At 62.0% G+C, this 10,138-nt stretch carries 15 protein-coding genes; all 15 read left to right on the plus strand.

The genetic code is table 11. The annotated features are described in order from the left end of the window. Nucleotide 1 precedes the first annotated feature (1 nt). The 15 genes from PSQ39_RS06505 (at nucleotide 2) to PSQ39_RS06575 (ending at nucleotide 10,064) form a co-directional block, all read left to right on the plus strand. Nucleotides 2–1,672 carry a terminase large subunit gene (locus tag PSQ39_RS06505; RefSeq protein WP_273925896.1) on the plus strand — a complete coding sequence of 557 codons (1,671 nt, stop codon included), beginning with the start codon at nucleotides 2–4 and terminating at the stop codon, nucleotides 1,670–1,672. Then, nucleotides 1,669–2,889 carry a phage portal protein gene (locus tag PSQ39_RS06510; protein ID WP_273925897.1) on the plus strand — a complete coding sequence of 407 codons (1,221 nt, stop codon included), beginning with the start codon at nucleotides 1,669–1,671 and terminating at the stop codon, nucleotides 2,887–2,889. The genes PSQ39_RS06505 and PSQ39_RS06510 overlap by 4 nt, the downstream gene beginning before the upstream one ends. Further along, nucleotides 2,864–3,577, plus strand: coding sequence for an HK97 family phage prohead protease (locus tag PSQ39_RS06515; RefSeq protein WP_273925898.1), 714 nt, complete (start codon nucleotides 2,864–2,866; stop codon nucleotides 3,575–3,577). Before PSQ39_RS06510 ends, PSQ39_RS06515 begins: the two co-directional genes overlap by 26 nt. Further along, nucleotides 3,574–4,959 carry a phage major capsid protein gene (locus tag PSQ39_RS06520; RefSeq protein WP_273925899.1) on the plus strand — a complete coding sequence of 462 codons (1,386 nt, stop codon included), beginning with the start codon at nucleotides 3,574–3,576 and terminating at the stop codon, nucleotides 4,957–4,959. The genes PSQ39_RS06515 and PSQ39_RS06520 overlap by 4 nt, the downstream gene beginning before the upstream one ends. Nucleotides 4,960–4,995: 36 nt before the next feature. Continuing rightward, a complete protein-coding gene (locus PSQ39_RS06525; RefSeq protein ID WP_273925900.1) occupies nucleotides 4,996–5,550 on the plus strand; it encodes an HNH endonuclease in 555 nt (184 codons plus the stop codon). A 52-nt stretch (nucleotides 5,551–5,602) separates the two neighbouring features. After that, nucleotides 5,603–5,824, plus strand: coding sequence for a hypothetical protein (locus PSQ39_RS06530; RefSeq protein ID WP_273925901.1), 222 nt, complete (start codon nucleotides 5,603–5,605; stop codon nucleotides 5,822–5,824). A gap of 2 nt (nucleotides 5,825–5,826) precedes the next feature. Beyond that, on the plus strand, nucleotides 5,827–6,393 hold the full coding sequence (locus PSQ39_RS06535; protein ID WP_273925902.1) for a head-tail connector protein: 567 nt from the start codon (nucleotides 5,827–5,829) through the stop codon (nucleotides 6,391–6,393). Continuing rightward, nucleotides 6,381–6,710, plus strand: a complete 330-nt coding sequence (locus PSQ39_RS06540; RefSeq protein ID WP_337961930.1) for a phage head closure protein — start codon at nucleotides 6,381–6,383, stop codon at nucleotides 6,708–6,710. The genes PSQ39_RS06535 and PSQ39_RS06540 overlap by 13 nt, the downstream gene beginning before the upstream one ends. Next, a complete protein-coding gene (locus PSQ39_RS06545; RefSeq protein ID WP_273925903.1) occupies nucleotides 6,707–7,156 on the plus strand; it encodes an HK97-gp10 family putative phage morphogenesis protein in 450 nt (149 codons plus the stop codon). The genes PSQ39_RS06540 and PSQ39_RS06545 overlap by 4 nt, the downstream gene beginning before the upstream one ends. Continuing rightward, complete coding sequence (locus tag PSQ39_RS06550) at nucleotides 7,153–7,509, plus strand: DUF3168 domain-containing protein (RefSeq protein ID WP_273925904.1); 357 nt, start codon at nucleotides 7,153–7,155, stop codon at nucleotides 7,507–7,509. Before PSQ39_RS06545 ends, PSQ39_RS06550 begins: the two co-directional genes overlap by 4 nt. 81 nt (nucleotides 7,510–7,590) lie before the next feature. Continuing rightward, nucleotides 7,591–8,109 (plus strand): Rha family transcriptional regulator, encoded by a 519-nt coding sequence (locus PSQ39_RS06555; RefSeq protein ID WP_273925905.1) that lies wholly within the window; start codon nucleotides 7,591–7,593, stop codon nucleotides 8,107–8,109. Between the two features lie 134 nt (nucleotides 8,110–8,243). Beyond that, complete coding sequence (locus PSQ39_RS06560; protein WP_273925906.1) at nucleotides 8,244–8,891, plus strand: phage tail tube protein; 648 nt, start codon at nucleotides 8,244–8,246, stop codon at nucleotides 8,889–8,891. Nucleotides 8,892–9,001: 110 nt separating this feature from the next. Then, complete coding sequence (locus tag PSQ39_RS06565) at nucleotides 9,002–9,445, plus strand: phage tail assembly chaperone (protein ID WP_273925907.1); 444 nt, start codon at nucleotides 9,002–9,004, stop codon at nucleotides 9,443–9,445. Between the two features lie 17 nt (nucleotides 9,446–9,462). Next, nucleotides 9,463–9,777, plus strand: coding sequence for a DUF1799 domain-containing protein (locus PSQ39_RS06570; protein WP_273926361.1), 315 nt, complete (start codon nucleotides 9,463–9,465; stop codon nucleotides 9,775–9,777). Nucleotides 9,778–9,812: 35 nt separating this feature from the next. Continuing rightward, nucleotides 9,813–10,064 carry a hypothetical protein gene (locus PSQ39_RS06575; RefSeq protein ID WP_273925908.1) on the plus strand — a complete coding sequence of 84 codons (252 nt, stop codon included), beginning with the start codon at nucleotides 9,813–9,815 and terminating at the stop codon, nucleotides 10,062–10,064. Nucleotides 10,065–10,138 lie beyond the last annotated feature (74 nt).

Genomic DNA, 10,138 nt, shown 5'->3' on the forward strand with positions numbered 1-10,138 from the left:
GGTGAGTTGGTCGACAGCCTGCCCGGATTGGGCGGCCCGTCTGGTTGCAGGGAAGTCCATCATCCCGCCGCCGATCTTTGCCGACCAGGCCCAGCAGGCCCTGGCCATCTTCAAAGAGCTGAAGGTGGTGGACCTGCCTGGGAAGCCGACCTTTGGTGAGTGCAGTGAGCAGTGGGTTTTCGACTTTGTAGCCGCCATCTTTGGGGGCTATGACGGTGAGGCTGGTAAGCAGCTCATCCGTGAATACGGCCTGCTGATCTCGAAGAAAAACACGAAATCGACCATTGCGGCCGGCATCATGCTGACCGCTTTGATCCTGTGCTGGCGCGAAGAAGAGGAGCATCTGATCCTGGCGCCGACCAAGGAAGTGGCTGACAACAGCTACAAGCCGGCGGCCTCGATGATTCGCGCCGATGATGAACTCTCGGCCCTGTTCCACATCCAGGACCATGTGCGGACCATCACCCACAAGGTGAACCGCAACAGTCTGAAGGTGGTGGCCGCCGATACCGACACTGTGTCGGGTAAGAAGTCGGGCAAGGTGCTGGTCGATGAGCTTTGGCTGTTCGGCAAGCGGGCCAACGCTGAATCCATGTTCATGGAGGCCCTGGGCGGCCAGGTGTCCCGCGACGAAGGCTGGGTGATTTACCTCACCACGCAGAGCGACGACCCGCCGGCCGGGGTGTTCAAGGAACGCTTGGGCTACTGGCGTGATGTGCGCGACGGCAAGATCCAGGACCTCAAAACGCTGGGCGTCTTGTACGAGTTCCCGGACGACATGCTCAAGGCCAAGGCCTACGAGCTGCCGCAGAACTTCTACATCACGAACCCGAACATCGGCCGGTCTGTCAGCGCCGAATGGCTGGAAGACCAGCTTCGGAAGAACCGAGCCAAGACAGATGGCACGTTTCAGCAGTTCCTGGCCAAACACCTGAACGTCGAAATTGGCCTGAACCTGCGCAGCGACCGCTGGGCCGGGGCTGATTTCTGGGCGGGCGCTGCGACCCAGGTTTTCAGCCTGGAAGAACTGCTGGCGCGCTGCGAGGTGGCCACCATTGGCGTCGATGGCGGCGGCCTGGACGACATGCTGGGCCTGGCCGTGATCGGGCGCGAGACTGGGACCGGCCGATGGCTTGCGTGGTGCCGGGCCTGGATCCATCCGATTGCCATGGAGCGCCGTAAGTCCGAGGCCCCTCGGTATCACGACTTCATCAAGGCCGGTGACCTGGTGCTGGTTGACCAGATGGGCCAGGACCTGCTGCAGGTGGTGGCCATCGTCACCCAGGTCGCTGAATCTGGCCTGCTGGACAAAATTGGCGTTGACCGCGCTGGCCTGGGTGGGATCTACGACGCCCTGGTGGGCACCGAAGACGAGCCGGGGCCGGTGACGGCTGAGGACGTGGTGGGCATCCCCCAGGGTTGGCAGCTCAATGGCGCGATCAAGACCGCAGAGCGCCGACTGGCTGAGAAGCGCCTGCAGCACGGCGGCAGCGCCCTGATGGCCTGGTGCGTTGGCAATGCAAAGGTGGTGGCGGTTGGTAATGCCATCTCCATCACGAAACAAGCGAGCGGGTTCGCAAAGATCGACCCGCTCATGGCCCTGTTCGATGCCGTCTACCTGATGGCGCTGAATCCCGCCAGCAAAGGCAAATCCTTCTGGGACACCGAGTGAAATTCTTCGACCGACTTCTTGGGCGCAAGGCCGCCCAGCTCACCTACGACCAGGTGGCCGACCTGATCGATGGCGTGGGTGGCGGCGTGGTCGCCGGGGTCACGGTCACGGAAAAGACCGCGCTGCAGGTGTCCACGGTGCTGTCCTGCGTGAAGGTCATCGCTGATGGCTGCGCCACGCCGCGGCTGAACGTCTTCCGGGAAAAGACAGACGGCACCCGCGAGAAGGCCACCAACATTCCCGAGTTCCGCCTGCTCAGCCGCCGCCCGAACGAGTGGCAGACCAGCTTCGAGTGGCGCCGGATGATGACCGCCCATGCGGTGCTGACCGGTGCAGGCCTGTCCATCAAGGTCCGTGGCGCCAATAACCGGGTGCAGGAGTTGATCCCTGTGGAGCCTGGCCGCTGGGACGTGCGGCATGTGTCGCGCTATGAGCTGCTGTACCGCTGCTGGGATGAATTCGGCCTGATCGGCGAGTTCAAACCTGATGACGTTTTCCTGATCAACGGGCTGCAATGGGAGTGGACCAAGCACTTGGACGCGGTGAAGCTGGCGCGCTCGGCCGTGGGCCTGGCGCTGGCCACCGAGCGCAGCCAGGCCTCGATGCACGCGAACGGCTTGCGATCTAGCGGGACCTACAGCGTCGAGGGCACGCTGACGCCTCAGCAGCAAGAGCGCATGAGCGCTTGGCTGGCGCGCAAGACCGGCCCCGACAAGGCTGGCATCCCGCTGGTGCTGGACCGGGCCGCCAAGTGGTTCCCGACCGCCATGACGGGGGTGGATGCGCAGCACATCGAGACCCGTCGCACCCAGGTGGAAGAGATCTGCCGTTGCTACGGCGTGTTTCCCATCATGGTGGGCCACTCTGACAAGACCAGCACGTTCGCCAGCTCGGAGGCCTTCTTTGCTGCCCACCTGATCCACACGCTCGCGCCCTGGCACGTTGCCTGGAACCAGCGCATGGACGAAACCTTGCTCGATGGGGCGGGCCCGCTGTTCACCGAGTTTGACACCCGATACATGCGTGCCGGCTCCATCAAAGACCGGGCTGTTTATGCCCGAACCATGATCGAAATGGGCCTGATGAGCCCCAATGAATACCGCGACGAAGAGGGCTGGGACCCGCGTCCTGGTGGTGATGAATACCTCAAGCCGATGAACATGAGCAGCGGCAGCAACCAAGGGGGCAGCAATGCGAACCAAAACCAAGGCGCCTGAGCGCCGCGCCGCGCCGGGCGGCCGCGAAACACGCTCGTTTGCGCTGGAAGTCAAAGCCAACGCTGACGGCACCATCGAGGGCTACGGCTCCATGTTCGGCGTGCGCGACAACTATGACGACGTGATCACGGCAGGCGCATTTGCTGCCAGCCTGGCCGAGCACAAGGCCAGCGGGACCATGCCTGCGATGCTGTGGCAGCACGAGGCGGACGACCCCATCGGGGTCTGGACCGAGATGGTTGAGGACTCCAAAGGCCTGCGCGTGAAGGGCCAGCTGTGCCTGGAGACCTCGCAGGGCAAGGAAGCCCATGCGCTGCTGAAGATGGGCGCCATCAATGGCCTGTCCATCGGCTTCATGAGCGTGCCCGGCACCTCCAAATACAACGACGAGGGTATGCGCATCCTCACCCAAATCGACCTGTGGGAAGTGTCCCTGGTCACGTTCCCGGCCAATGAAATGGCCCGGATTACCAACGTCAAGGCCTCGGCTGATGAGCTGCAGGCCCCCAAAGATGCTGAACGAATCCTGCGTGATGCCGGGTTCAGCAAGTCCGACGCGACAGCCTTTGTGTCGCGCGTCATGCGGATGGGAGAAGTGCGGAGAGATTCCGTTGATTCGACCGCCGTGGCAATGAAAGCGGCCGATCGGCTGCTCCGTTCCCTCACATCCTCTAAGGAATCGAAATGAAAAAGTCTCTGCTGGCCGTCATGGCCCTCCACATGGCCGCATTTGCTGCCAAGGCCCAAGCCTTCCCGGTGTACGAGCGCCGCGATGATCCCTCGATCAAGTCTGTGGCCGACGCCCTGGACAAGATCGCCACCGCGTTCGATGAGTACAAAAAGACCAACGATGCCCGCATTGAGGCTGCCCTGGCCGGCAAGTCCACCAGCGACTTTGATGCCAAGCTGGCCGCCATCGATGCCCGCATGGATGGCTGGAACGAGGTCAAGACCAAGCTCGAAAAGGTCGAAGCCAAGATGGCCCGCCCCGGTGTCTTCACGGGCGGCCGGGTGGATGGCGAAGAAAAGGAAGAAGCGGAATACCGCCACGCCTTCCTGGACTGGATGCGCGCACCCGGCGACCACGAGCGTCAGCAAAAGGCAACCCAGGCCGGCCGCGCCTTGGAGGCCAAAGCGGCCGCTGCCGGCGACCGCGAGCGTCGCGCAACCCAAACCGTGGTGGGCACGAATGCTGCTGGCGGCTTCGCACTGCCCAAGGTGATCGAAAGCACGATTGCCCGCCTGTCGGTGGACATTTCCCCCATCCGCCAGTTGGCCACCGTGCGCACCGTGGGCACCACGGACTACCACGAGCTGTTTGACCTCAACGGTGCTGGCTTCGAGTGGCTGGGTGAAGGCGACACCCGCAACCAGACCAACACCCCGGACCTGGCTGAAATCGTGCCCACCTTCGGCATGGCCAGCGCCAAGCCGCAAGCCTCTGAAGAATCGCTCGAAGACCTGTTCTTCGACGTGGAGGGTTGGTTGAACACCTCGGTGGCAGAAGCCATTGCCCAGGGCGAAGGTGCTGCATTCATCTCTGGCAACGGCACCAAGAAGCCCACCGGCATTCTGGCTGGCCCCACCCCAGTCTCTACCGGCGACACCTCGCGCGCTTTTGGCACGCTGCAGTACTTTGCCTCTGGCCAAGCTGCGGCTCTGCCGTCGAGTGCCGACGTGTTCCTGGACATGATTTACGGCGTGCGCGCTCGCTACCGCAACAATGCCCAGTGGTTGACTGCCAAGGCTGTGCTGGCGGGCCTGCGCAAGTACAAGGACAGCACCGGTCAGTACCTGTGGCAGCCAGCCCTGACCCCGGGCCAGCCCGCGACCTTCTTGGGCTACGGCATCACCGAGGCCGAAGACATGCCCGCCGTCGCTGCCAACTCCTTCCCGCTCGCCTTCGGCGACTTCCGCGAGGGCTACCTGATCGCCGACAAGGTCGGCATGCGCATCACCCGTGACGAAATCACCACCCCGGGCTTCGTCAAGTTCTACGTGCGCAAGCGCGTGGGCGGCAAGCCGCGCAACACGCAGGCGATTAAACTGCTTAAAATTTCTGCAACTTAACGCTAAAATGGACGGGTCTTATCAATAGGCCCGGCCATGACTACCGAAAAGAAATGCAGGATTGAAGGCTGCAAGAACAAGTACAAATCTGGCGGCTGGTGCCATGCGCACTACGAGAGATTTAGAAGGTACGGCGACCCTCTTGCAGGTGGAACTGCTCATGTTCCAAGACCAGAGAAGTGCTCCGCGCAAGACTGCGAAAAGCCAGTAGTCGCCAAATGCTTTTGCAGCGGGCACTACTCGCTTTTCAGGAAGTACGGCGACCATACAAAGGCGAAGTACAAGTGGGGGAAGAACGGCAGGGACCAGTGGCACAAGACAAGCCATGGGTACATCTGGCGTTACAGCGGGTATGACGATCCGAACGCAGCACCAAACGGTTTTGTCTATCAGCACAGAGAGGTGATGGCGAATGTCATCGGAAGACCTCTGAAATCGTACGAGTCAGTCCACCATAAGAACGGCGACAGATCTGACAACAGACCTGAAAACCTAGAGCTATGGGTAAAGTCTCGGCCAGCAGGACAGAGAGCCCAAGATCTAGTTGCTTGGGCGCGAGAAATCATCAGTCAATACGGTCACATGCAGTGACCGTCAACCCTGAAAGGCCCCCTCACCGGGGCCTTTTTCATTGGAGATGCTTATGTCCGAAGCAAGCAACAAGACCCGCCTCAAGGCGAAAGCTGCCTTTTCCTGGGCCTTCCGCGGCTGCGATGTCGTGGAGTTCAAGGAAGGCGAAGAAATCGAAACCGACGACCAGGACCTGGTTGACGTGGCCACCGCCGAGGGCTGGGCCGACGAAATCGGCGAGGACGGCAAGCCCATCGAGCGTGCCGCCAAAGCCAAGGCCAAGAAAGCCGCCTGACCATGGGCCTGCGCCGAACCTCCATGCCTGCGATTGAGCCGGTCAGCCTGGCTGAGGCCAAGCTGCACCTGCGCGTGGACCATGACGACGAGGACACGCTGATCGGTGCGCTGATCACGGCCGCGCGCATGGATTGCGAGGAACGGCTGCAGCGCTCCCTGATCACCTCCGGCTGGGAGTGGACCCTGGACGCATTCCGCGATCTGGGCTACGTTCCCCGCCCCCCGCTGGTCTCTGTGACCAGCCTCAAATACGTTGATGCTGCTGGCACTCAGCAGACCCTGGACCCAAGCGCTTACCGCGTGGACGCCGCTGGCGACCAGCCTGGGCGTCTGGAGCCTGTCGCTGGTCAGTGGCCTTTTGCCCAGGACCGCCTGAATTCCGTGACCGTGGCCTACCAGGCCGGGTACGGTGCGGCGGCCACCGATGTGCCGGGCCCCATCCGCCAGTGGATCCTGCTCGCCATCGGCGACATGTTCGCCAACCGCGAGCGCTCCAGCGACCGCCCCGCCGTGGGCCAGGACTTCGCCGATGGTCTGCTCGACCCTTTCCGGGTGTGGGTGCTCTGATGGCCGCCGGCATGCTCAACAGCCGGGTGTCGATCCAGGCGCGAGCCCCGGGCCGGGACGCCCTTGGCCAGCCGGCGAACACCTGGGCTGAGCTGGCCTCCATGTGGGCCAACATCCGCCACCAAAGCGGCGCTGAGGCCGTGCGCGCTGATGCCCTGGTGTCCGTGGTGCGAGCCTCTATCCGGGTGCGCCGCCGCCGCGATGTGACCGCCAGCATGCGTGTTGTGCACGGGTCGGTGGTCTATGAAATCAAGGCTGTGCTGCCTGACGAGGTGCGCGGCGAGTTCATGGACCTGGTTTGCGAGGTGGTTGCGTGATCTCCATCGACTTCGACTTCGGCAAGATCTCCAGCAAGCTGGATGGCATTACCAAGGCCTCGAAAGAGTCCTTGCGGCCTGCCGCTCAAGCCGGCGCCGAGGTGTTCTATGTGGAGGCTCGCCAGCGTGCCCCAAAATCCGAGGCCGATCACTATTTCTACGGCAAGCGTTCCAAGAAGACAGGCGTTCGCTATCTGTTCAAGCCGGGCAACCTGCAGCGCTCGATTTACCAGTACTACAACAAGCGCCAATCCAGCCCGGACAAGGCGGTGTATTCGATTTCCTGGAACCACCGCGAAGCGCCGTATGGCGCGATGGTCGAGTACGGCACCAGCCGCGCGCCCGCGCATCCTTTCCTGCGCCCCGCCTACGACGCGGTGGCTGACCGAGCCCGCCAGGCCGTGGTGGGGCGCATGCAGGACGGTCTGAGAAAGGCCATCAAGTGAGTGCTGAGGCTGTGATTTTTCCGCTGTTGTCGGCGCTGGTCGCCGGCCGGGCCTATCCGGATGTGGCCCCCGCCGACGCCGCGCTGCCGCGCATCGTTTACCAGCAAGTGGGTGGCCAGGCCATCAACTACACCGAAGGCACGCTGTCCGACCAGGAAAACGCCCGCATGCAGATCGCTTGCTGGGCCACCACCCGCTTGGCTGCCATCGAGCTGATGAAGCAAGCGGAGGCTGCGCTGCTGGCTGCGCCTGTGATTCAGGTCGAGGTCATGGGCGCTCGACAGTCTGACTTTGAGCCAGACACGGGGCTGTACGCCAGCCGCCAGGATTTCAGCATCTGGTCTGCCAGATAGCCCTCGACAAAACCGGCAAAGACCGGTCCAAGCAAACCGCCCCTGAGGCGGTTTTTTCGTTTCTGCAACTGAAAGGCAATCATGCAAAACTTTTCTGACCTGACTGCGTTCATCGACCGACAGGGCAAAGAACTGGTGACCGATTCACGCGCCGTGGCGCTGGCGTTCAAGAAGCGACACAAGAACGTGCTGCGCACCATCGACCGCATGCGCGCCAGCAATCACCAAGAGATCGCAGAACACTACCGGCTCAATTTTGAGCCCGTTGAATTCCAGGACGCCAAAGGCGAGCGCAGACCCATGTACCGGATGACGGCAAAAGGCTTGTCTGAGTTGGCAATGAGCTTTTCCGGCGATGAGGCCCGCGTCGTCCGAATCCGTTTCCTGAATGCCTTTGAAGCTGTTGCTGAGCGGCTGGCGCAAGCCGAGCGCAGCATCACCGCCATGCTTATGGACTTGGAGCAGCGCGAAGTTCCATCTGTCGTCAAAGGGCAGATCGGCTCCAAGTTGATGAATGAACGCAAGGTGGAGAAGCGCGACTACGCAGAAGAGCGCGCCTCCCTCATGGCCAAGGCTCAGCCCGGCCTGTTCCTGAACTGATTTCCTTCTCGTTGCAGAGATGGTTGCCCGCTTCGGCGGGCTTTTTTGTTTCCAGCCCGAAAGGGCCACCTGCCCGATGAGGGCGCTACCAACCGCTGAAAGGCGGTTTTTTTTCGTCCAAAGAAAGGCCCACCATGGCACGCACACCTACCGGCACGATTCACTCCGTCGCCACCGCACTGGCCGCCGCCAAGACCATTTCTGGCATTTCCAATGCCGCCGAAGCAGTCGTTTCCTCGACCGCCCACGGTTACAGCAACGGCGACATCGTCATCGTCTACAGCGGCTGGGGCCGGCTGAACTTCCGCGCGTTCCGCATCAAGAGCGTGCTGACCGACTCGTTCGTGCTCGAGGGCGCCAACACCAGCAACACCGACCTGTACTCGGCCGGCGCTGGCTCTGGCTCTGTGCGCAAAGTTACCACCTGGGTGGATCTGGACCGCACGATGAACCATTCCAGCTCGGGCGGTGACTCGAAGGTCGTGAACGTGAAGTTCCTCGAAAGTGACGTCGAAATCGTGCTGAACGACGGTTTCAACGCCGTGCAGCGCACGTTCGACATGGACGCCGACATGATCGGCACGCCGGCCTACGCCGCGCTCAAGACCCTGTCGGACACCGACGCTGACACCGTTGTCCGTCGCCGCGCCAAGTCCGGTGCGCTCTCCCTGCTGCCGGCCAAGGTGTCCTTCAACGAAGAAGAGACGCTGAGCGACGGCCAGGCCGTGACCGTCAAGGGCTCGTTCAACGCCCAAAACATCAGCACCCGCTACGCCGCGTAATTCAGGGCACCAGCCCAAAACCAGCACCGACCCGCTCACGTTCTTCCCTTTCGCTGGGGGAGGCGTGAGTGGGCACGGGCACTTAAACCACCCAGCGAAAGAACCAAATCATGACCAAGCAAAAAGCAGTTCCCGTCTCCAGCATCAAGAGCCTGAAGGGCGCGGCCGCCAGCTTTCCGCTCCCTCTGATCATCAAGCGCCTGGACGGCTCCGAGGTGGAACTCGTGTTCACCGCCAAGGCCATGCGCAAGACGGAGTGGGCGGCTTTGCGCGACGCCCAGACCGCCCCGGCTGCAGAGTCGGCAGTGGCCGTGGAGGCGAGCGCTGAACCGGCTGAAATCAAAGCCCCCGAGCCCTTCAGCTGGTCGGACATGGTGAAGAAGGACATGAGCAAGGTCGCCGACCTGATCACCAAATGCGCCGTCGGCTGGAGCGTCACCGAGGAGTTCAACCAGGAATCCTTGATCGAGCTCGAGGACATGTTCGGCGGCACGCTGGGCTCTTTCCTGCAGTCCTACGACTCCGCCATTTTTCTGGGCCGCGTGGGAAACTAAAGGCCCTGGCGCGCGCCCTGTTCGAGCCAGACGTCACCGAGGCAGAGGCCCGCGCAGAGGGCTTTGAGCTTGAGGACTATGTCACTGAGGTGATTGAGGTCTGGCCAGACAACGAAACGCCGCTGCAGCTGTTCCGCCAGGTGGGCACGCGGTGGCGAATCCCTCCGATGGGGGGCACGCCAATAGGGCTGGAGTGGGCGGCTATCTACCCACTGATGGACCGCTTGGGGCTGGCGGATGAGGCCTGGAATGACCTTCATGAAGCCCTGATGGTCATGGAGCAAACGGCCATCGAAACGATGCAAGAGTTCGCTCCAAAACCGGCCAAATAGTTGGGTAGCATGAAGCCTTTTACAGGGAGGCTTTCATGCGCACAGTTGTTTTGGTTGGTTCCATCATTGCTTCGTTTCTGCTGCTGAGTTCGTTCTTTGTGAGCGGCGCGGCCCAGCAGGCGGCGCTGGCGGCAATGGCTTGCGCGTTTTGCGTAATTCCGTACGTCGTTTTCCGTACGGCCGAACTGCGTGATGCGCACAAGACGCGCCGTGACTTTTACGCGCTGATGCAAAAGCGCATGGAAGAGCTGATTGAGGTTCAAAGAGCCGATCAGCAACCCCTTTAAGGGATGGCAAACAACCCGCTTCGGCGGGTTTTCTTTTTTCTGAGGCCCGCGGCTAATCCCGTGGGCCTTTTTGT

Source organism: Curvibacter microcysteis (assembly GCF_028649455.1).
In the GTDB taxonomy this organism is placed as follows: domain Bacteria; phylum Pseudomonadota; class Gammaproteobacteria; order Burkholderiales; family Burkholderiaceae_C; genus Curvibacter; species Curvibacter microcysteis.